20 protein-coding genes and 1 tRNA gene are annotated in these 20,988 nt (G+C 62.8%); 15 read left to right on the top strand and 6 right to left on the bottom strand.

The window, feature by feature from the left end:
- Positions 1-215: 215 nt before the first annotated feature.
- Both gap and tkt read right to left on the bottom strand, forming a co-directional pair.
- Positions 216-1,226 (bottom strand): type I glyceraldehyde-3-phosphate dehydrogenase, encoded by a 1,011-nt coding sequence (gap, locus tag BLS48_RS14605; protein ID WP_091578642.1) that lies wholly within the window; start codon positions 1,224-1,226, stop codon positions 216-218.
- Positions 1,227-1,438: 212 nt separating this feature from the next.
- Positions 1,439-3,430, bottom strand: a complete 1,992-nt coding sequence (gene tkt / locus BLS48_RS14600; RefSeq protein ID WP_091578641.1) for a transketolase — start codon at positions 3,428-3,430, stop codon at positions 1,439-1,441.
- 260 nt (positions 3,431-3,690) lie between these two features.
- Here tkt and BLS48_RS14595 point away from each other — a divergent pair, with 260 nt between their 5' ends.
- From BLS48_RS14595 to BLS48_RS14580, 4 genes are all read left to right on the top strand, one after another.
- Positions 3,691-3,963, top strand: a complete 273-nt coding sequence (locus BLS48_RS14595; RefSeq protein WP_013529251.1) for a DUF4164 domain-containing protein — start codon at positions 3,691-3,693, stop codon at positions 3,961-3,963.
- 19 nt (positions 3,964-3,982) lie between these two features.
- Positions 3,983-4,345, top strand: a complete 363-nt coding sequence (locus BLS48_RS14590) for a cell division protein ZapA (protein WP_091578639.1) — start codon at positions 3,983-3,985, stop codon at positions 4,343-4,345.
- Positions 4,346-4,508: 163 nt separating this feature from the next.
- Positions 4,509-5,168 carry a peroxiredoxin gene (locus BLS48_RS14585; RefSeq protein WP_091578638.1) on the top strand — a complete coding sequence of 220 codons (660 nt, stop codon included), beginning with the start codon at positions 4,509-4,511 and terminating at the stop codon, positions 5,166-5,168.
- 244 nt (positions 5,169-5,412) lie between these two features.
- Positions 5,413-6,285 (top strand): MBL fold metallo-hydrolase, encoded by an 873-nt coding sequence (locus tag BLS48_RS14580; protein ID WP_091578636.1) that lies wholly within the window; start codon positions 5,413-5,415, stop codon positions 6,283-6,285.
- A 151-nt stretch (positions 6,286-6,436) separates the two neighbouring features.
- Here the strand turns inward: BLS48_RS14580 and rpoH are convergent, their stop codons facing one another.
- Positions 6,437-7,348, bottom strand: coding sequence for an RNA polymerase sigma factor RpoH (rpoH, locus tag BLS48_RS14575; protein WP_091578635.1), 912 nt, complete (start codon positions 7,346-7,348; stop codon positions 6,437-6,439).
- A gap of 212 nt (positions 7,349-7,560) precedes the next feature.
- Entirely contained in the window at positions 7,561-8,616 is a 1,056-nt protein-coding gene (locus tag BLS48_RS14570) for an RluA family pseudouridine synthase (protein WP_091578633.1), read from the bottom strand.
- Between the two features lie 26 nt (positions 8,617-8,642).
- Here BLS48_RS14570 and BLS48_RS14565 point away from each other — a divergent pair, with 26 nt between their 5' ends.
- From BLS48_RS14565 to BLS48_RS14535, 7 genes are all read left to right on the top strand, one after another.
- Positions 8,643-9,035, top strand: a complete 393-nt coding sequence (locus BLS48_RS14565) for a fimbrial protein (protein WP_091578631.1) — start codon at positions 8,643-8,645, stop codon at positions 9,033-9,035.
- 31 nt (positions 9,036-9,066) lie between these two features.
- Entirely contained in the window at positions 9,067-9,474 is a 408-nt protein-coding gene (locus BLS48_RS14560; RefSeq protein ID WP_091578630.1) for a VOC family protein, read from the top strand.
- 90 nt (positions 9,475-9,564) lie between these two features.
- Positions 9,565-9,639: transfer RNA gene (locus BLS48_RS14555), tRNA-Glu, on the top strand.
- 20 nt (positions 9,640-9,659) lie between these two features.
- Positions 9,660-10,031, top strand: a complete 372-nt coding sequence (locus BLS48_RS14550; RefSeq protein WP_091578628.1) for a hypothetical protein — start codon at positions 9,660-9,662, stop codon at positions 10,029-10,031.
- Between the two features lie 247 nt (positions 10,032-10,278).
- Positions 10,279-10,860, top strand: a complete 582-nt coding sequence (locus BLS48_RS14545) for a VOC family protein (protein WP_091578627.1) — start codon at positions 10,279-10,281, stop codon at positions 10,858-10,860.
- Between the two features lie 29 nt (positions 10,861-10,889).
- Positions 10,890-11,768: a glutathione S-transferase family protein gene (locus BLS48_RS14540; protein WP_091578625.1), complete on the top strand. Its 879-nt coding sequence runs from the start codon at positions 10,890-10,892 to the stop codon at positions 11,766-11,768.
- Positions 11,769-12,044: 276 nt separating this feature from the next.
- Positions 12,045-12,413, top strand: coding sequence for a hypothetical protein (locus BLS48_RS14535; protein ID WP_091578624.1), 369 nt, complete (start codon positions 12,045-12,047; stop codon positions 12,411-12,413).
- A 74-nt stretch (positions 12,414-12,487) separates the two neighbouring features.
- On the opposite strand, the gene BLS48_RS14530 is transcribed toward BLS48_RS14535, so the two are convergent.
- A complete protein-coding gene (locus BLS48_RS14530) occupies positions 12,488-12,703 on the bottom strand; it encodes a hypothetical protein (RefSeq protein WP_091578622.1) in 216 nt (71 codons plus the stop codon).
- 318 nt (positions 12,704-13,021) lie between these two features.
- Here BLS48_RS14530 and BLS48_RS14525 point away from each other — a divergent pair, with 318 nt between their 5' ends.
- A complete protein-coding gene (locus BLS48_RS14525) occupies positions 13,022-13,258 on the top strand; it encodes a hypothetical protein (protein WP_091578620.1) in 237 nt (78 codons plus the stop codon).
- 15 nt (positions 13,259-13,273) lie between these two features.
- On the opposite strand, the gene BLS48_RS14520 is transcribed toward BLS48_RS14525, so the two are convergent.
- Positions 13,274-13,615, bottom strand: coding sequence for a hypothetical protein (locus BLS48_RS14520; RefSeq protein ID WP_091578618.1), 342 nt, complete (start codon positions 13,613-13,615; stop codon positions 13,274-13,276).
- Positions 13,616-13,805: 190 nt separating this feature from the next.
- Between BLS48_RS14520 and BLS48_RS14515 the strand changes: the two genes are divergently transcribed.
- The 3 genes from BLS48_RS14515 to pstC all read left to right on the top strand — a co-directional run bounded on the left by BLS48_RS14515 (position 13,806) and on the right by pstC (position 20,985).
- Positions 13,806-18,371, top strand: a complete 4,566-nt coding sequence (locus BLS48_RS14515) for a PAS domain-containing protein (protein WP_244529608.1) — start codon at positions 13,806-13,808, stop codon at positions 18,369-18,371.
- A gap of 509 nt (positions 18,372-18,880) precedes the next feature.
- Positions 18,881-19,936 (top strand): phosphate ABC transporter substrate-binding protein PstS, encoded by a 1,056-nt coding sequence (gene pstS, locus BLS48_RS14510; protein WP_091578615.1) that lies wholly within the window; start codon positions 18,881-18,883, stop codon positions 19,934-19,936.
- A gap of 65 nt (positions 19,937-20,001) precedes the next feature.
- A complete protein-coding gene (gene pstC / locus BLS48_RS14505; RefSeq protein WP_091578613.1) occupies positions 20,002-20,985 on the top strand; it encodes a phosphate ABC transporter permease subunit PstC in 984 nt (327 codons plus the stop codon).
- Positions 20,986-20,988: the final 3 nt, after the last annotated feature.

The following is a 20,988-nucleotide window of genomic DNA, read 5'->3' as shown; positions in this document are numbered from 1 at the left end:
CCGAAAATCAGCCCCTCAAATTCGTCTGTCTCCTGGTTTACGGGAGAGTGGGGCGAAGACGTGACCAGTGCAAGGCGGTGGGGTGGCATTTTGACCTATGCTGATTTTCGGGTGTTTTGGCGCTCGGGACACAAATCGGGAAAGTGACCCTCATTCTCATGAAAAACGCCCGGACAAAGCCGGGCGTTCGAGATCTCGAAAAGTAGGGTCCGCGATCAGGCGATGGTCTTGCCGAAGGCGACCGACGTGTCGGACATGCGGTTGGAAAAACCCCATTCATTGTCGTACCAGGACAGCACCGATACGAAGTTGCCGTCCATCACCTTGGTCTGGTCGAGCGCCATGATCGAGGAACGCGGATCGTGGTTGAAGTCGATCGACACGTTCGGGTGATGGGTGACGCCGAGAATGCCCTTCAGCTTGCCGTTGGAAGCGGCGATCACGGCCTCGTTGATCTCCTGGACGGTGGTCGACCGCTTGGCGATGAACTTGAAGTCGACGACCGAGACATTCGGGGTCGGCACGCGGATCGAGATGCCGTCGAGCTTGCCCTTGAGATCGGGCAGGACCAGGCCAATCGCCTTGGCGGCACCGGTCGAGGTCGGGATCTGCGACAGGGCGGCGGCGCGGGCGCGGTAGAGATCCTTGTGCATGGTGTCCAGCGTCGGCTGGTCGCCGGTGTAGGAATGGATCGTCGTCATCATGCCTCTTTCGATGCCGACCGTCTCGTGCAGCACGGCGGCCAGCGGCGCCAGGCAGTTGGTGGTGCAGGAGGCATTCGAGATGACGATGTGGTCCTTGGTCAGCTTGTCGTGGTTGATGCCGTAGACGACCGTGAGGTCGGCGCCGTCCGACGGAGCCGAGACAAGCACGCGCTTGGCGCCGGCGGTCAGGTGCGCGGCGGCCTTGTCGCGGGCGGTGAAGATGCCGGTGCATTCAAGCGCGATGTCGACGCCCAGTTCCTTCCACGGCAACTGCGTCGGATCCTTGATGGCGGTGACCTTGAACTTCTCCTTGCCGACGGTGATCTGGTCGCCGGAAACCGAAACCTCATGCGGGAAGCGGCCGTGCACGCTGTCGAAGCGCAAGAGGTGGGCGTTGGTCTCGACCGGGCCGAGATCGTTGACGGCGACGACGTCGATGTCCTTGCGGCCGGATTCATGGATGGCGCGCAGGATGTTGCGGCCGATGCGGCCGAATCCGTTGATGGCAACTCTGACGGTCATTTTTCTCTCCCTGGGAGCTGGAAGGCAGATGATTGGTCCGCAGCTTCATAGCGGCGGACGGGCAAAGAATCCAGCCGCTGCGGCCTGGATTTAAATCGATTAGGTTGGGCCAGTCCCGCGAAACCGCTGTGCGCGATTTCGCGGGAGCATTTTTGTTCGTGCATGTCGTTATCCCAAAACCGCGATACACTTTTGGGCGACATGCATGGGCCTTACTTGCCGTGCAGGCGGGCTTCCGCCGCCTTGGCCGCCGCTTCGGCGGTGATGCCGAAATGCGGATAAAGCTGTTCGATCGTACCCGAGGCGCCGAAGCCGGTCATGCCGACGAAGATGCCGTCGGAGCCGATGAGATGATCCCAGCCCTGGCGGATGCCGGCTTCGATCGCCATCTTCACCGGCGCGTTGCCGATCATCTTCCTGCGATAGTCGTCGCTCTGTTGGTCGAACAGTTCGAAGCAGGGCACCGACACGACGCGGGTCGGGTGGCCGTGCTTTTCCAGCAGCTCGCGGGCAGCAAGCGCGATCTCGACCTCGGAGCCGGTGGCGAAGATCGTCACCGCCGCTTCGCCGCTGGCTGCGGCCAGCTCATAGGCGCCCTGGCTGCTCAGGTTCTTGGCAACGAATTCGGTGCGTACCGTCGGCAGGTTCTGGCGGGTCAGCGCCAGCGTGGACGGGGTCTTTTCCGACTCGAGCGCGATCTGCCAGCACTCGGCGGTCTCGACCGCGTCGGCCGGACGGAAGACATTGTGGTTGGGAATGGCGCGCAGTGCCGCCAGGTGCTCGACCGGCTGGTGGGTCGGGCCGTCTTCGCCCAGACCAATGGAATCATGGGTCATGACGAAGATCGAGCGGATGCCCATCAGCGAGGCCAACCGCATCGACGGACGAGCATAGTCGGAGAAGCACATGAAGGTGCCGCCATAGGCGATGAGGCCGCCATGCAGGGTCAAGCCGTTGAGCGCGGCGGCCATGCCATGCTCGCGGATGCCGTAGTGGACATAGCGCTGGCCATAGTCGTCTGATGTGATGTTCTTGGTCTGGCTGGTCTTGGTGTTGTTGGAGCCGGTCAGGTCGGCGGAGCCGCCGATCGTCTCGGGCACGGCGCCGTTGATGACTTCCAGCGCCATCTCGGACGATTTGCGGGTGGCGACCTTCGGCTTGTCGGCCGAGAGCTTCTTCTTGTAGTCGGCGATGACGGCGTCGAAATTGGACGGCAGCTTGCCGGCGAGCCGACGCTCGAACTCGGCCTTCAGCTTTGGTTCGGCCTTGGCGAGGCGGCCTTCCCAGTCGGTGCGGGCCTTGACGCCGGCCTTGCCGGCGGTGCGCCAGGCGTCGAGGATGTCGGCCGGAATCTCGAAAGGCGGCGAATCCCAGTTGAAGAACTTGCGCGCACCGGCGATCTCGTCGGCGCCGAGCGGTGAACCATGCGCCTTGTTGGTGCCGGCCTTGGTCGGCGCGCCGAAGCCGATGGTGGTCTTGCAGGCGATCATCGTCGGCTTGTCGGAGTGGCGGGCGGCTTCGATGGCATAGGCGATCGCCTCCGGATCCGTGCCGTCGATATGGCTGGCGTTCCAGCCGGAGGCCTGGAAGCGGGCAACCTGGTCGGTATTGTCGGCAAGCGAGACCGGGCCGTCGATCGAGATGTTGTTGTTGTCCCAGAAGACGATCAGCTTGTTGAGCTTGAGGTGGCCGGCAAGCGCGATGGCTTCCTGGGAAACGCCTTCCATCAGGCAGCCGTCGCCGGCCAGCACATAAGTATAGTGATCGACGAGGTCGTTGCCGAAGGCGGCGTTCATGATGCGCTCGCCGAGCGCGAAGCCGACCGAATTGGCGAGACCCTGGCCGAGCGGGCCGGTCGTCGTCTCGATGCCGGTGGCATGGCCGTATTCGGGGTGGCCGGCGGTCTTCGAGCCCAACTGGCGGAAATGCTTGATCTGGTCGAGGGTCATGTCCTCGTAGCCGGTCAGATGCAGCAGCGAATAGAGCAGCATCGAACCGTGGCCGGCCGACAGGATGAAGCGGTCGCGGTCGGCCCAGTGCGGGGCCTTGGGATCATATTTCAGGAAGCGCGTGAACAGCACCGTGGCGATGTCGGCGCAGCCCATGGGCAGACCGGGATGGCCGGAATTTGCCTTCTCGACGGCGTCCATGGAGAGAAAACGGATCGCATTGGCCATCCGGTCATGTTGTTCACGCGACGTCATGGTACCTCCGGGGTGGGGGTTTGGGGCCTTGGGAGAGGCCTTGAAAGGGGTGCGCGACACATAGCAGGCGCGGGCTTTTAGTCAACAAACCGGTGCGCATTTGCCGGCCTTGGAATGCCGCTGGCGGGTCTACATTAGCGTTAGCGGGGGACAGTCGCGAGAGCTTTGTTGACGTTGCCTTCACCCGGTGCCTAATGTTTCTCACATAACGCGTTCTGAACGCGAACGATTCGGTGATGGGCAGGGCACAGGACGAAGCCATGACCGGGGAAGCCACGCTCAAGGAAGTGATCGCCAGGCTGGGTAAAGCCATCGAGGGCCTGGAAAATGCCGTCGCGGCCAAGCTCGAGCACGAACGCGACTACTCGGAAGCCGAGGCCGAGGTGCAGCGGATGAATGCCGACCGCTCCCGGCTGGCACAGGAACTCGACAATTCCGAAGCGCGCGCCGAGCGGCTGGAAGACGCCAACAAGGAAGTGTCGCGACGGCTGGTGACCGCCATGGAAACCATCCGCGCCGTGTTGGACAGGTAGGGGCTGGACAGGTAGGCCAATGGCACAGGTCACGGTTTCAATCGACGGCAAGCAGTATCGGATGGCCTGCGACGAAGGCCAGGAAGAGCACCTGATCGACTTGGCCGAACGCTTCGACCGCTACGTCTCGCATCTGAAGGACTCTTTTGGCGAGATCGGCGACCAGCGGCTGACCGTGATGGCCGGCATCATGGTGATGGACGAACTCTCCGAGCTCCAGAAGCGCGTCAAGGGCATGGAAAGCGAAGTGCTGACACTGCGCAAGACGCGCGATGACGCGCTGACCAAGGCCGACAAGAACGACAGCGTGCTGACCAATGCGCTCGGCGCGCTGGCGCAGCGGATGGAAGACCTGACGACGACGCTGGCCGTGAAGTCCTAGGCTTCATCGCTGCCGGCAGGTAAATTTCCGCATTCTCCAGCAAAAGGCGAAAATTTTTCGCGGGCCGCGTCGCTGCCGGCGGCTGCGGCGTTTGAAGGTCGCCGCCGGAGTGGTAAAAGGGTCCGAACCCGCCAGCCGGCGGCATTTCACAGGGGTAGGGACCATGAGCCTTCGTATCAACGACATCGCACCGGATTTCACCGCCGAGACCACGCAAGGGACGATCAAGTTCCACGAATGGATCGGCGACGGCTGGGCGATCCTGTTCAGCCACCCGAAGAACTTCACGCCGGTCTGCACGACCGAGCTTGGCACGATGGCCGGGCTGGAAGGCGAATTCAAGAAGCGCAACGTCAAGATCATCGGCATCTCCGTCGATCCGGTTGCGAGCCACGACAAGTGGCAGGCCGACATCAAGACGGCGACCGGCCATTCGGTGCACTACCCGCTGATCGGCGACAAGGACCTCAAGGTCGCCAAGCTCTACGACATGCTGCCCGCCGGTGCCGGCGAGACTTCGGAAGGCCGCACGCCCGCCGACAACGCCACCGTGCGCTCGGTCTACGTCATCGGGCCGGACAAGAAGGTCAAGCTGGTGCTGACCTACCCGATGACCACGGGCCGCAACTTCGACGAAATCCTGCGCGCGGTCGATTCCATGCAGCTGACCGCCAAGCACCAGGTGGCGACGCCGGCAAACTGGAAGCAGGGCGAGGACGTCATCATCACCGCCGCCGTTTCCAACGAGGACGCCATCAAGCGTTTCGGCGCCTTCGAGACCATCCTGCCCTATCTCAGGAAGACCAAGCAGCCGTCCGCCTGAGCGCATCGGAACGATTTTTGGCTTTCTTGCCCTTGTGAGCCAAGGGATGCTTGACTGGGCCACCCGAGTGGACAACCATGCTCCTCTCGGGTGCCGCCAGAGAAAATCATTCCTGTCGGCTGGAGCGGTCCATCGTTTCACGGAAACGTGGAACCACTCTAACCCGTTGTTTCGACGCAATTCCGGACGGGAAACCGTGTCCCGCTTTTCCAGGAATTGCTTCAGGGGTTTGGGGAAGCCGAAATTGGACGTAGCTTTGGCCAGGCCGCAGGTCAGCGGCTTCTATGACAAGCCGACCGGGGCCATCCAGTATGTCGTCGCCGACCAGGCGACGAAGCGATGCGCCATCATCGATCCGATCCTCGATTTCGACGAGAAGTCCGGTGCGACCGGTACGAAGAACGCAGACGCCTTGCTCGATTTCATCCGGGACAACGGGCTCGAACTCGAGTGGATCCTCGACACCCATCCGCATGCGGATCATTTCTCGGCGGCGCATTACCTGAAGCAGAAGACCGGGGCACTCACCGCCATCGGCGACAGGGTCGTCGAAGTCCAGAAACTATGGAAGGCGATCTACAACTGGCCGGATTTTCCCGCCGACGGCTCGCAATGGGACAGGCTGTTCGGGGAGGGCGAGACGTTCCGGATCGGAACCGTTCCAGTCAAGGTGCTTTTCTCACCCGGGCACACGCTGGCTTCGATCACCTATGTGGTCGGGGATGCCGCCTTCGTCCACGATACGCTGTTCATGCCCGACAGCGGCACGGCGAGAGCGGATTTTCCCGGCGGAAGCGCCGCGCGGCTCTGGCACTCGATCCAGGACATCCTGGCGTTGCCGGACGAGACGCGCGTCTTCGTCGGCCACGACTATCAGGCCGGTGGGCGCGAACCCTTGTGGGAAAGCACGATCGCGATACAGAAGGCCACCAACATCCACCTCGTTGCCGCGCGTACCGAGGCCGATTTCGTCGCCCTGCGCGAAGCCCGCGACAGGACGCTGCCGATGCCGAGGCTGATCCTGCATGCGCTGCAGGTCAACATGAATGGCGGCCGGCTGCCGGAACCGGAAGCCAATGGAAGGCGATACCTGAAGTTCCCGCTGGATTCGCTTTGAGGGTGCGCCGTTGCTGAAACTGCCAATCTCCCCCGCAAGGGGAGATTGGCTGTAGCCTCGTCTTCGCCAACCGACGGCGCCGACGCTAAGACACAAAAAAGCGGCGCCAGTTTCCTGACGCCGCCGTTCTGTTTCGTTGCCGAAGCTGGCTTCAAGCCGCCGGCTGTGCCTCGATGGTACGCAACGCCTGGGTCTGGCGCTTGGCAGCGGCCTTGACCGCGTCCTGCACCTTCTCGAAGGCGCGCACCTCGATCTGGCGCACGCGCTCGCGGCTGATGTCGAACTCCGCCGATAGCTCTTCCAGTGTCAGCGGCTCTTCGGCGAGGCGACGGGCCTCGAAGATGCGCCGCTCACGCTCGTTGAGCACGGCAAGAGCGCCCGACAGCATACCGCGCCGGTTTTCCAGCTCGTCCTGCTCGATCAGCATATCTTCCTGGCTTTCATGGTCGTCGACCAGCCAGTCCTGCCATTCGCCGGACTCGCCTTCGCTCGCCCGGATCGGCGCGTTGAGCGAGGCGTCTCCCGACAGGCGGCGGTTCATCGACACCACTTCGGCTTCGGACACGTTGAGGCGGGTGGCGATCTCGGTGATCTGGTCGGGCTTCAGGTCGCCATCGTCGAGCGCCTGGATCTTGCCCTTCACCTTGCGCAGGTTGAAGAACAGACGCTTCTGGTTGGCGGTCGTGCCCATCTTGACCAGGCTCCACGAGCGCAGGATGTACTCCTGGATCGAGGCCTTGATCCACCACATGGCATAGGTCGCAAGGCGGAAGCCACGCTCGGGTTCGAATTTCTTGACGGCCTGCATCAGGCCGACATTGCCTTCCGAGATCACCTCACCGATCGGCAGGCCATAGCCGCGATAGCCCATGGCGATCTTGGCGACGAGCCTGAGGTGGCTGGTGACGAGCTTGTGCGCCGCGGTGGTGTCTTCATGCTCGGCGTAACGCTTGGCGAGCATGTACTCTTCCTGCGGCTGCAGCATTGGAAAGCGGCGGATTTCTTCCAGGTAGCGGCTGAGGCCGCCTTCGCCGGAAACGATACTGGGTAATGACTGGGCCATGATAGCGCCCCCTCTCTATTGGAGTGATGCCCCCAAAACGCGGCGGGCATGTGACACGAGCACCAAAAGGCTCGCTCGCGACGTCAGGTGTTATACAGGAACAAAACCAGAAAAGACAGGCGTTTGTTCAACACGAAACAGTGTGTCACGTCAAAGTGAACAATGCGGGTCAGGTTTTGAAGGTTAGCCTTGAAGGGTGTTGTTGACGGGGCTCAAAGCTTGCGGAAGCCGCCGACGAGTTCCTCCATATCCCCCGGCAACGGCGCCTCGAACCTCATCGTTAGATGGGTAGCCGGGTGACGAAATGCAAGGAGCCAGGCATGCAAAGCTTGCCGGGAAAATGCCTTGACCTGGCTTTTCAGCGGTTCAGGCAGCCGATTGGCCTTGGTGCGGAACGCCTGGCCGTAATCCGGATCACCGATCACCGGATGGCCGATATGCGCCATGTGGACGCGGATCTGGTGGGTGCGGCCGGTCTCCAGCCGGCATTCGACCAGGCTTGCCGTGGCGAATTCCTGCTGTTTCTCGCCGAAACGCTCCTGTACGGCAAAGTGGGTGACGGCATGGCGGGCATCGTCGCGCCCTTCCGGCACCACGGCGCGGCGCACCCGGTCGGCGGCGCGGCCGAGCGGCGCGTCGACCGTTCCCGTCGGCCGCTGCGGGATGCCCCAGACCAGCGCCAGATAGGCGCGTTCGAGATCGCCGGTCAGGCCGTGATCGGCGAAGGCTTCGGACAGCGACTTGTGGGCGCGGTCGGTCTTGGCGACCACCATGACGCCGCTGGTCTCCTTGTCGAGGCGGTGGACGATGCCCGGCCGCCGCACGCCGCCAATGCCCGACAGGCTGTCGCCGCAGTGATGGATCAGCGCGTTGACCAGCGTGCCGGTCCAGTTGCCGGCGCCGGGGTGCACGACGAGCCCGGCCGGCTTGTTGATGACGATCAGTTCATCGTCCTCATAGAGCACATCGAGTGGGATGTTTTCGCCTCGCGGCTCGGCCGGCTCCGGCTCCGGCATGGCGACCGACACGCTTTCGCCCGCGGTCATCTTGCGCTTGGTCTCCTCGACAGGCTTGCCGTCGACCTTGACCGCGCCCTGCCTGATCAGCATCTGCACGCGGCTGCGCGACATGTCCGGACCGAGGTTGGCCGCAAGCCACTGGTCGAGGCGCTGGCCGGCCGCATCCGCGCCCGCGACCAGCACGGTGGGTACTGCCTCCATGAATTGGTCCTCTATCAATTCGGGGGCCTCTTCGCTATGAGCGCTCATCGAAAATCGTTCCGGAATGCTTTGCCATGGCCATCGCCGAGGAAGACCCAATTGTCGAAGGTCGGGAGAAGCCGCTCGACCCCGAGGTCGAAAAGGTGCGCAAGAAACTCGTCCGCTTCGTCGGGATCAATCTCGGCCTGCTGGTTCTTGCCCTTATGGTGGTGATCGGGGCCCTTGTCTACAAAGCGCGCAACGCACCGCCCGCGACCCCGCCGCTGGCCGGCGACATCCAGGCGCCTGCCGGCGAGCCGGTCAGCGGCGACATCGTGCTGCCGGTCGGCGCCAAGGTGGTCAGCCAGTCGCTGTCCGGCAATCGCGTCTCGATCGACGCCGAGCTTGCCGACGGCAGCCGCACGATCTTCGTCTATGATATCGCCGAGCGCCGCCTGATCGGCCGTTTCGCGATCCGCAACAAATGAGCCGGCCGCAACAAATGCGTAGGCCTCGGACATGACCGGGTTCGCCGAACATCGCCGGGTCGCCACCGTGGCACTGGTCGTCACCAGCTATGACGAGGCGATCGCCTGGTATGTCGAGCGGCTCGGCTTTCAGCTTGCCGAGGATGTCGATCTCGGCGGCGGCAAGCGCTGGGTGACGGTGGCGCCGGCCAACGGGCAAGGCGCCAGGCTGCTCCTGGCCGAGGCTTCCGACGAGGCACAGAGGAACAGCATCGGCAACCAGACCGGCGGCCGGGTGTTTCTGTTCCTTGAGACCGACGACTTTGCCCGCGACCATGCGGCGATGCTGGAGAAGGGCGTCGAGTTCCGCGAGGTGCCGCGCTTCGAGTCCTATGGCACGGTGGCGGTTTTCGCCGATCTGCACGGCAATCTCTGGGACCTGATCGAGCCGAAACGATAGGCTTGCAGCCGACTTTTCCTCGACAAGAGAAAGCGGCCGAACCCCAGTTGCTTTTTCCCAGCCGTCAGCCTATATCGCCGGTTCTTGAACGCGCCCATCGTCTAGCGGTCAGGACACCGCCCTCTCACGGCGGGAACAGGGGTTCGATTCCCCTTGGGCGTACCAAGGATTTTCTGCCAGATGTGATGCTTGCGCAGCAAGGCCTGTTGCAGCAAGTTGGCCGCATGAAACAACTGGCCTTGACCCTCCTCGTCTCCGTGTCCGTGATTGCCCAGTGTAACCCGTCGTTCTCCAAGGACAGGAAGATCACGGGTACTATTCGAGGCTTCGAATGTGGTGACAATTGCTATCTGACCATCGTCGACCGCAAGAAGGCCGAGCAAGTTGGCCTGTGTGCCGCGCCCGAGTGCGAAAGCTGGAACGAGCAAACCGTGATGCCGTCTCGCTACAAGGGAAAACGCGTGACGGTTACGGTCGGGCAAGGGCAGCAGGTCGATGATAGTGGCAACGTCATGGGAGAGATGATGGCGTTCAAGAAAATCATCTTTCTTGACTGACGAATGTGCTAAGCGGCCGAAACTAAGGTTTCGTTCCCAATCGCCTATCTTCAGCGTCTTGGGCAAACCTTTCTCAGAGCTCTCCACCAATCGTCCAACCTAGATCGCATTCGCCGCTTCTGGCGCAGCGGGGCCGATTGGATTAGCATCGCGCGTCATGGATCCTCAGGCTCGGCTAGAGCGGCGCGCAGAACGCCGTTGCCCGAGCAGATCCGGACGGGCAGTTGATGCCTCGGGAGGGAGACCAATGCAGAAACTGCAATCGCAAGGTGTGCATCACATCACGCTGGTCGGCGCCGGACGCCAGACCTCGATCGATTTCTGGGAAGGCGTGCTCGGCATGCCGTTCATCTTCGAGCAGCCCAACCTCGACAAGGCCAAGGAAAGCCACCTCTATTTCGATCCGGGCGACGGCCGGCTGATCACCATCTTCACCGACGAGAGCCGCACGCCGGAGAAACGGCGCACGCCGACCGATCCGGGTTGCGTCCATCACATCGCCTTTGCGGTGTCGCGCGTCACCTTCCTGCAGGCGGTCGGCCGGCTCGACGAGCGCGGCATCAAGCACAGCGGCGTCAAGGATCGCGGCTTCATGGATTCGATCTATTTCGAGGATCCGCTCGGCCTGCTGATCGAGCTTGCCTCCTACCGCTTCGAGCCGCCGGCGGGCTTCACCCATGCAGACGTGCTGATGGAAGCGCACGGGCTGCGTGTCGCGCGCGGCGACTATAATATCGCGGAAGTGCATCTCGCCGATGCGATCCAGGCGCTCATCGAGCGTTCCCGCGCCACCCTGTCGAACGACCGGGCACCGAAGAACCCATACTGACGATAGCCAAAACAAAAGGGAGGAACACAATGGCAAAGACTGTAACCAAGAGCGCAAAGAAGCCGGCGGCCAAGGCAGCCGCAAAGCCGGTGGGGAAGGCTGCGAAGCCAGCAGCCAAGCCAGCACCAAAAGCTGCCGCGAAGGCGGCGACAAAGCCTGCAGCCAAGGCGACCGCCAAACCCGCACCGAAGGCCAAGGCGAAGTCGGCGAAGAAGCCGGTGCTGAAGCTCAGCATGCTGAAGCCGAGCGTCAACAACATGACCGTTCGGGTGTTTGCGAGAGCGGCCGGGTTCGATCATGCCGAGACCGACGCCTGGGGCAACACGCGCTCGCCCGAATACATGGCGCGCAACCCGGCGCATCTGACGCCAATGATAGAGGACAAGAGCCTGCCACGCGGCGTTCTGTGGGAAAGCTGCGCCATCATGCAGTATCTCGCCAACAAGCATGGGCTGGAGAAGTTCTATCCGAAGGCACCGGCCAAGCGGGCCATGATCGACAGCGCCATGTTCTATCTGATCGGAACGCTCTACCCCTATGTCGCGCGCGCCACCTATCCGGCGCTCGGCTTCCCGCAATATGCCGGCGAGGTCGGCCACAGCGACGCCCACCCCGACAAGAAGTCCGAAGCCCAGAAGGCCGCCATGGCCGCCATCGCCGAACCGCTGGAGGTGTTCCACAGCTTCTTCAGGGACGGCAAGCCGTTCATCGGCGGCACGAGCCCTTCGATCGCCGACATCCGTCTGGCGGCGACGCTCGAATTCCTGGCCGTCATCGACTACCCCTTGCCCAAATGGGCGAAGGACTATGTGGAGGCGATCGAGAAGAAGCTCGGCAAGGCCTACGCCGAGCCGGCCGCCGACGTGCGCGGCTATATCGCCTATGTGAGGTCGCAGCCCAAAGCATGAGGTTAAGGACTCGTTAACCAAAACCCTGTCTACTACCGGCAATTCACCCCGCGACCACGGATGTACTGGCGCCGAGGTGAAAGGAAAGGTCGGCGCAATGCCGGCCTTTTTGCTTTTTCGCACGCTATCGCCGGCGATGAGGCGAGCAGGCGGTGCAAGCGCTCTTCGGGGTCAACTTTTTACCGAGAGATATTGTCATTGCCGATGTTGGCCTTACCATCCATTTCGGCAGTCCGGCAGGGATTGTCGGTTGACGGTGAAGACGTGGGGATTGCGATGAAAAGCGTGGCCAGACTTGCGATTGCGGGCGTGATGTCGGCAGGCATTGCCTGCCCGTCGTTTGCCGCGTCGCTCAACACCATGAACGAAGTCAGGGCCGCGATCCAGGCATGCTGGACACCGCCGGCCGACGCCGGAAATGCCAGCGTCACCTTGAGCTTCAGCTTCAAGCGCGACGGCACGCTGATCGGCCCCCCGAGGCCGACGGCAATCAAGGTGGACGGCGACGCCAAGGCGAAGAAAACATTCGTCGAGGCCGCCACCACGGCGTTGCAGAATTGCCTGCCCTTATCCTTTTCGCCGACGCTGGCGCAAGGCATGGCAGGCAACGTGTTCACGCTGCAATTCACCTCTCCCAAAAAATAGGCCGAAGCCAGGCATGCCCCCGACGGGTGCGCACGACCCCTTGAGCCGTTCGGGCTGGTGATGATTACGCGGGCTTAGTGGTGACTGCGCCTGGCATCTGCATGGCGCGCAAGATCAGGCGTCTCGAAGACGTAGTCATTCCAGGCCGATTCCGGGATCTGGCCGGCCAGATAACATTCCAACAGCAGCTTCTGCTCAGGGCTGAGAGGCCTAGGCGCGCGTTCGTGATCCAGCCCAAGTGAGTGAAACAGGTTTCTTGTCAGGTCCGAGACCGTGAAATGGATCGACATCTGCGTTCTCCTTCGACCATCAACGCCGCAGGTCGGGCAAAGGTTTCAGGAGGGCGGCCGGTAACGATGGTTTGATCGCGGCTTCGTCGCGCTGCCAGCCACCGGCAATCCGAGGCCGCCCAGCACCAGTCAATCGAAGCCAGCAAGCGGCCATTGCGCGTGGTCGGCCCGGCCTTCTTTCCGGCCGATTGACCTACAGCCGTTCCGAATTCGATGGCTGATCGGTTGCGGCGAGCCTGCCGGAAATAGGGCCCACGATCCGCCTGGAACGGAGGAGCGTTCACGGCGTTGTCATCGACATCAGCCAGGAGAAACGCCATGGCCACATTCAGGGAAATGAGGGTGCTGGAGATCGTCGAAGACGACGCCCTGACCTCCGAGCAGAAGATCGCTGGGCTACGCGAGATCGAGTCCGAGGCGCGGGGATTGCAGCGAGCCGCGTCGGAGAGCCCGATGAACGACGATGACGGCTGGCAGGACGATTTGCGCCAGGTTCGTCTTGCGCTGGACAAGCTCGGAGCCACAGAGCCCAAAAAGGGAGCAGCTTCGTTGTAAAAGCAACGCCTTTCGTCAGTCGCAGACCATGCGAATTCTCTTGCCGGGTTCGCTGACGTTCCTGCAGGTCAGCGGCTTCTCGGGGCCGGAAGACAGCGATGGCGGCGTCGAGACCCTCGTCTGGTGTCGTCTCGGCGCGGTGCCCTCGGACAAGCGCCTCGGCGGCTGCGGTGCCACCGGAAAGGCGCCGGTTTCGGCCTGCGACTGTGCGTATTCGACATTTGGCGGCGGCCGATCCCAGAAACGCCGGACATCGAGCGGCCTCGGGATGACGACGGTGCCATCATAGGTGCGCGAGCAGCCACTGCCAGAAAGCAGCGACACGCCCACGAAAAAAGGCACAATCCGTCCGAACATTAGCAACACCCCTAGGTGCTTATATAGCGGCTACGAGCTCGCCGACAACCGGGCGGAATAACGCAGGCCGGGCCGGCAGATCGCTCTCTAACCAGCCGTTAAGGTTAGCGGATCGTTAATGCTTATCGGGCACATTCCGCCGACGAACCGCGGAGGGGGGTTCGGCCTTGGTTTTCGGGGTGGGGATGGCATGGCGGACGCGGACGAAGCAATCGGCACGCGCGGCAAACGTGGGACTCGCAAATCGACGTCGCATGGCGACGGTGCACCATCGTGCGCCGCGGGCATGGATTCGGCCGACGCGCTTCGCCAACTGGTCGAAGCCAGTTCGGACTGGATCTGGGAGACCGACGCCGAGTTGCGATTCTCCTGGCTGTCGCAAAACTACAAGGCAGCCACCGGCATCGATCCAGCTGATGTGCTTGGCCGATTCCGCTTCGACTTCCTCAAGCAGGTCCTGAACGGCGACCGCAGTGCCGCCGCGCATCTGGAGGATCTGCAGGCGCACCGGCCATTTCGCGACTTCGTCTATGAGCTGAAAGGCGGTCGCGCCGATTGCCGCTGGGTTTTGACTACGGGTTTTCCGAGGTTTGACGACACGGGACAATTCACCGGCTATCGCGGCATCGGCCGCAACGTCACGGCGCTGGCCGGCGCCTTCGAGAAGCTGGAGCAAGGGCCGCCGGCGGGCGGCGAGCCGGCCCAGTATCTTGCCGATCTCGAGCGGACGATGGACGCCATGCACATGGGGGTCGTGCTGCTTGACGCCCGGCTCGACACGCTGATCGTCAACAAGGCCTATCGCGACCTCTCCAGGATTCCGGACGGCGCGGTGACCGTCGGCGCTCCGTTCAGCCTGTTGATGGAGCTCAACCGCCGCAACGGCATCTACGGCGACATCGACGAACAGCAATGGCAGCGCTACCTCGCCACCCGCATCGAGGAGATTCGCGCCGGCTCCGTCGCGCCCCGCGAGTTTTCCCATGCCAACGGGAGGACGATGATGTTCTCGGTGACGGCGCTGTCCGGGGGCAAGCGGCTATTGACCTATTATGAGGTCACCGAGGTCAAGCGTCGCGATGCCGAGATCGAGAGCGCCAACGCCAAGATCGCCGAAACCTTCGCCAATCTCCGCACCATGGTCGATCAGATGCCGATCGGTGTCCTCGTCCTCGACGCCGACATGCGCGCCGAAGTCATCAACCGTGCCTTCTACGATTTCTGGCAGATCGACGCCCGGCGCGCCGAGATCGGCTGCAACTTCCGCGATCTGATGAACGCCAGCCGCGACGTTGACCCGTATGGCTCCGAGGACGCGACGTGGCAGCGGCATATCGCCGATCGCGAGGCGGAAATCAGGGCCGGCACGGCCGGATCGCGGCAGTTCCCGCGCAACGACGGCCGCACGCTGATCTCGTCGATGGCGCCGCTGGCCGGGGGCAGGCGGCTGATCTCCTATGTCGACGTCACCGACATGAAGGACCGCGAAGCCGAACTTGCCGACGCGCTGGAGAAAGCGCGGCTGGCGGAAGCGGTCATCAACGCCGTCAAGGATCCGATCTTCGTCAAGGACGACAATCTGCGCTTCGTGTTCGTCAACGAGGCGTTCGCCACCTTGTTCGGCCAGACGCCTCGGGCCATGCTCGGCAAGCCCGGCGGCGATTTCCTCACGCTCAACGACGTCGCGCTTTTCGAACAGAGCGAACGGGACGTGCTGGCCACCGGACGGCCCTACGAAGTGGAAGAAAATTTCGAGGCCGATGGCGCCGGCCGCTCGCGTATCGTCAGGAAGAGCCGCGTCGGTATGGCCAGCGGCCGCAACTATGTCGCCGGCTTCATCTTCGACATTTCCGACATGAAGCGCCGCGAGACGGAAGCCGAGGATGCCCGCAAGAACCTTGCGACCGTGCTGGAATCGTTGCCGGCCGCCGTCATCATCTATGACCGTGACGACAAGTTCGTCTTCGCCAACCGCAAGCTGCAGGACACGCTGCCGGAATTGAAGCCCGTATGGCAGGCAGGCCGCACCTTCCGCGAGGCTTTGGCGCTTGGCCATTCGGTCGGCTATTTCCGCCTTTGTGGCGACCCCGAAGTCGACAAACTGTACGACAGCGATCCCGAGCGCTGGCTCGACGGCATTCTCGCCCGCTACCGCTTGCCCAACTCATCCTATGAGCGTCTCAATCCCGATGGCCGCTGGTATCAGGTCTACGACATGCGGACGGAGGATGGCACCTTCATCGGCGTGCGCGTCGACATTTCCGAGATCAAGAGCCGCGAAAAGGCGCTGCAGGAAAGCATGCGCCAGATCGATCTGTTCCGGCACGTTCTGGACGAGCTGCCGGTGGCCGCCTTCATCAAGGCGCAGGATCTGAGCATCGAATTCGTCAACAAGGCCTGGTGCGCGCTGACCGGCATTGCCAAGGAAGACGTCATCGGCCGCACCGACCGCCAGCTGTTCGGCACCGATGATGCCGAAAGCTACAGCCACGACGACACCGAGGTCGTCGTCACCGGTCGCGTCAGGGAGATCGAGGAGCCGGTCACCCATCGCGACGGCACGCTGCGGCAGTTGATGACGCGCAAGAGCCGCCTGGTGGCGCTGGACGGATCGGTGCATCTGGTCGGTTCGAGCACAGACATCACCGAGGTCAAGGCGCGCGAGCGTGCGCTGGAAGAGAGCATGCGCGAGAACGAGGTGTTTCGCAGCCTGATCGACAACGTGCCGGTCTCGATCTACGCCAAGCGCTCCGACCTCAGGCAGTTCTACGTCAACCAGGGCTGGTGCGATCTCACCGGTCTTAGTAGGGAATATGCGCTCGGCAAGACCGACATCGAGATTTTCGGACAGGATGGCGAAGCCTTCGTCAATAGCGACCTCGCCGTGCTGCGCAGCGGCGAAACCCAGGAGGTCGAGGAAACCGTGACGCTTGCCGACGGCAGCGTGCGCCACCAGTTCGCCCGCAAGGGGGCGATGATCGCGTCCGACGGTTCGCTCTACCTGATCGGGTCGACCACCGACATCACCGAGCTGAAGATGCGCGAGGCCGAATTGCGCGAGGCGCGCCAGCGCGCCGTGCTCGCCGACCGCGCCAAGTCGGAATTCCTCGCCAATATGAGCCATGAAATCCGCACGCCGATGAACGGCGTGCTCGGCATGGCCGAACTGCTGGCCAAATCGAACCTCGACCCGAAGCAGAAGACGTTCACCGACATCATCGTGAAATCGGGCAACGCGCTGCTGACCATCATCAACGACATCCTGGATTTCTCCAAGATCGATGCCGGCCAGATGGTGCTCGATCCGGCGCCCTTCAACCTTGCCGAGGCGATCGAGGATGTGGCGACGCTGGTGTCGACCCGCGCCAAGGAGAAGGACCTCGAGCTCATCGTGCGGGTCGAACCTCGTCTCGAAAGCATGTTCATCGGCGATGTCGGCCGCATCAGGCAGATCGTCACCAATCTTGTCGGCAACGCGGTGAAGTTCACCGATGAAGGCCATGTGCTGGTCGACGTCACCGGCGAACGGGTTCCGACGGGAACGAAACTGACGATCTCGGTTACCGATACCGGCATCGGTATCCCCGAGCAGAAGCTGAAACTCGTGTTTGAAAAGTTCAGCCAGGTCGACACTTCCTCGACAAGACGGCACGAGGGGACAGGCCTCGGCCTCGCCATCACCTCGCGGCTCGTCGATCTGATGGGCGGCGACATGGGTGTCGAGAGCGCCGAGGGCAAGGGCTCGACCTTCTGGTTCACGGTCACGTTGCCAAGGGCCGGGCAGCAGGACGGGCAACGCATCATGCCCGTGGACGTGACCGGCGCGCGGGTGCTGATCGTCGACGACAATGCCGTGAACCGGGCCATCCTGACCGAGCAAATGGCATCGTGGACCTTCGATTCCTGCGCCGCCGAAAGCGGTGCCGAGGGCCTCAAGGTGCTGTTCGCCGCCGCCGCCTACGACGTGCCGGTCGACTGTGTCGTGCTCGATTATCAGATGCCGGGCATGAGCGGCGCCGAAATGGCGCGGATCGTGCGCAACACCGCCGGCCTTGCCGAGACGCCGATCATCATGCTGACCTCGGTCGACCAGTCGCTCGCCAACACCAGCTATCGCGATCTTGGCATAGATGCCCAGCTGATCAAGCCGGCGCGGTCGTCGGTGCTGCTGGAAACGCTGGTCGCCACCATCCAGCGCCATCGCCACGCGACCGGTAGCGAGGCCGAACCGCTCGCGACCGATGGCCCTCGAAACGACGTTCCGCGGCCGCCGCCGTCGACGCCATCGGCACAACGGGCGCTGCTGCAGCCACCGGTGGTTCGCCCCCGGCTGCCGGCGACCGGCGGTGGCGGGGACAGGCTGGATATACTGGTGGCCGAGGACAATGAGGTGAACCAGATGGTCTTTACCCAGATCCTGGGCGAGACCGGTTATGGCTTCGAGATCGTCGGCAATGGCCGCAAGGCGCTCGACGCCTTCGGCAGGCTCAATCCATGCATGATCCTGATGGACGTCTCGATGCCGGAGATGAACGGGCTGGAGGCGACCGCCGCCATTCGCCGGCTGGAGGAAGAAACCGGAACGCATGTGCCGATCGTGGGCGTCACCGCGCATGCGCTGAAGGGCGATCGCGAACGCTGCCTGGAGGCCGGCATGGACGACTATCTGCCCAAGCCGATCAGTCCCAGGGCCCTGCTCGAGAAGGTCGAGCGCTGGATCGGCGCTGGTCGCCAGGTTCAGCGCAACGCCGGCTAGCATCGCATCCGCTCATTCACGGGGGAATCAACCCGGATTCGCCGCTGCCCCTGCGTGCAAGACTATGGCGCGATCGCACCATAGCAAAGGCGGCGCCCAGCCGAGACAATGACCATATTCGAATTCCGCTCTTCCAGTTACGGGCGGGAGCAGCGACCGCCGGCATGAAACAGCGTCAATCTACCCCAACGGACCTGTTTTCGGCGATGGCCCGGCCAAGACATCCTCTGGCCGAGAGCAACGCGCTCCCGTCCGGATTTTCTTTGCCAGGGCAGCGACCCGGAAACGGCAGGCCGGTCCCGGTCTGAAACGGTGCAAGTGCCTGATTCCGGGAGCAAAGCCAGGCTCCCTGGCGAGCACCAGTTGGCCGGCGCCTTCCCTTCCCCTGTGACGCGTTACCGGGGTGACATCAAACTGTCATGCGACTGTAATAATCGAAGGCTATTGGCCTCAGCGGGCGCCGAGAGGAATGGCGCCGAGAGACCACATTCCGAACAGGAGCAGGCCACATGAGACATTTCATCCGCTCGGCGGCCGTTGCGATTGCAATGGCTACGGCGTCTACCTTCACCCTTTCCGCGGCAATGGCAGCTGATCTTTCCGGCGCCGGCTCGACCTTCATCTATCCGGTGTTCGCCAAGTGGGCCGACACCTACAAGAAAGACACCAACGTCGGCCTCAACTACCAGTCGATCGGCTCGGGCGGCGGCATCAAGCAGGTCATCGCCAAGACCGTGACCTTCGGCGCCACCGACAAGCCGATGTCCGATGCCGACCTGGAAAAGAACGGCCTCGTCCAGTTTCCGATGGTGATGGGCGGCATCGTGCCGATCGTCAACCTCACCGGCATCAAGCCGGGCGAACTGGTTCTTGACGGCAAGACGCTGGCCCAGATCTACCTGGGCGCCATCACCACCTGGGACGATGCCGCGATCAAGGCGTTGAACCCCACCCTCACCCTGCCGTCGACCGCTATCGCCGTCGTGCATCGTTCGGATGGCTCGGGCACGACCTTCAACTTCACCAACTACCTGGTCAAGCTGTCGCCCGACTGGAAGGACAAGATCGGTTCCGACACAGCGGTCGAATGGCCGGTCGGCGTCGGCGCCAAGGGCAGCGAGGGCGTTGCCAATACCGTCAAGCAGACCGACGGCGGCATCGGCTACGTCGAGTATGCCTATGCGTCCCAGAACAACCTGTCCTACTCCAAGATGTTGAACGCCGCCGGCAAGGTTGTTGAGCCGTCGCTCGAATCCTTCGGTTCGGCTGCTTCGAACGCCGACTGGAAGGGTGCGAAGAACTTCAACGTCATCATCACCAACGAGCCCGGCGACGCCACCTGGCCGATCGCCGCGTCGACCTGGGTGCTGATCCACAAGGCTCCCGAGGATGTCGCCGCCACCGGTGAAGCGCTGAAGTTCTTCGCCTGGGCCTACAAGGACGGCAAGGACATCGCCAAGGGCCTCGACTACGTTTCGATCCCCGATAACGTCGTCGACCTGATCAAGGCTTCGTGGAAGTCGGATATCGTCACCGACGGCAAGCCCGTCTACGCTGGCGAGTAATATCCTCCAAAGGAGCGCCGCGCCGCGGCGCTCCTTTTTTCTCAACACAAAGAGCCGAGCTTCACATGAGCGCTGTCCAGGAAGCCTTGCCAGCCATTCGAGGTTCGCGCGATGCCACTGTCAGGCGGTTCGCGTTGACCGACGCGATCTTCCACGGGCTTACCCGCGCCGCCGCCATATTGGTGCTGGTCCTGCTCGGCGGTGTCGCGATCTCGCTGTTTGCCGGTTCCTGGCAGGCGCTGTCGACCTTCGGCTTCTCGTTCCTGACCAGTGAGAGCTGGAATCCGGTCACCGAGAAATTCGGTGCGCTGGCGCCGATCTACGGCACCATCGTCACCTCGGCGATCGCCATCCTGATCGCCGTTCCTCTCGGCATCGGCATTGCCATCTTCCTCACCGAACTTTGCCCGCGCCCACTTAGGCGCCCGATCGGCATGGCGGTGGAACTGCTCGCAGGCATCCCCTCGATCATTTACGGCATCTGGGGCTTGTTCGTGCTGGCGCCGTTCCTGCAGACGACCGTGCAGCCCTTCATCATCGGCGTGTTCCACGGCATTCCCGGTCTCAACAGCCTGTTTGCCGGCCCGCCCTACGGCATCGGCCTTTTGACCTCGTCGCTGATCCTGGCCATCATGGTGCTGCCCTTCATCACCTCGATCACCAAGGACGTCTTCGACACGGTGCCGCCGGTGCTGAAGGAATCCGCCTACGGTATTGGTTGCACGACCTGGGAAGTGACCCGCCGCGTTGTCATTCCCTACACAAGGATCGGCATCATGGGCGGCGTCATGGTCGGCCTCGGCCGCGCGCTCGGCGAAACCATGGCGGTGACCTTCGTCATCGGCAACGCGCATCGGATCAGCACCTCGCTGTTCGCGCCGGCGACGACGATCTCCGCGACCATCGCCAATGAATTCACCGAAGCCGTCGGCGATCTCTACACGTCTTCGCTGGTGGCGCTCGGCCTGATCCTGTTCGTCATTACCTTCCTGATCCTTGCCATCGCACGCTACATGCTGATGCGCATCGACGCCCGCACGGGAGCCTGATCG

It is taken from the genome of Mesorhizobium qingshengii, assembly GCF_900103325.1.
In the GTDB taxonomy this organism is placed as follows: domain Bacteria; phylum Pseudomonadota; class Alphaproteobacteria; order Rhizobiales; family Rhizobiaceae; genus Mesorhizobium; species Mesorhizobium qingshengii.
The sequence above is the reverse complement of the archived record's forward strand: the minus strand, read 5'-3'. Positions and strand labels throughout refer to the sequence as shown.